Genomic DNA, 588 nt, shown 5'->3' with positions numbered 1-588 from the left:
GGCATACGGTTTGACCGAGGCAGTGGTTGCGACCATGTGCCGCACCGACGACGACCCGGTCACCGTCTCCACCAGTTCCGGCCGCGCGACAGCCGATTTCGAGGTCAAGATCGGCGACCAAGGCGAGATCCTGCTTCGCGGACCGAACGTCATGCTCGGGTACCTCGACGACCCGGAATCCACCGCCAAGGCAATCGACGTCGACGGCTGGCTGCACACCGGAGACGTCGGAACCCTCGACGAGCGCGGATATCTCGACATCACCGACCGTCTGAAAGACATGTACGTCAGCGGCGGATTCAACGTCTACCCCGCCGAGATCGAGGGCATGTTGGCTCGCCTGCCCGGCGTCCACGAGTCTGCTGCCATCGGCATCCCCGATCACCGGATGGGAGAGGTGGGCCGCGTCTACATCGCCCAACTCGACGGTGCCGGCCTCACCGAAGAGTCGGTAATCGCCTTCCTCAAGGAGAAGATCGCAGGCTTCAAGGTGCCCCGCGAGGTGCGCTTCGTAGATCACCTGCCTCGTAACCCTTCGGGCAAGGTCCTCAAAACGGTTCTGCGCGAGGAACAATCATGACCGTTCCC

At 63.1% G+C, this 588-nt stretch carries 1 pseudogene; it reads left to right on the top strand.

Annotated features, from left to right (window positions below):
• Nucleotides 1–580 (top strand): annotated as a pseudogene (gene fadD3 / locus A2J01_RS07870) (3-[(3aS,4S,7aS)-7a-methyl-1,5-dioxo-octahydro-1H-inden-4-yl]propanoyl:CoA ligase); the annotation flags it as partial.
• Between the last annotated feature and the right edge of the window lie 8 nt (nt 581–588).

Source organism: Rhodococcus sp. EPR-134 (assembly GCF_001647205.1).
In the GTDB taxonomy this organism is placed as follows: domain Bacteria; phylum Actinomycetota; class Actinomycetes; order Mycobacteriales; family Mycobacteriaceae; genus Rhodococcus_F; species Rhodococcus_F qingshengii.
The sequence above is the reverse complement of the archived record's forward strand: the minus strand, read 5'-3'. Positions and strand labels throughout refer to the sequence as shown.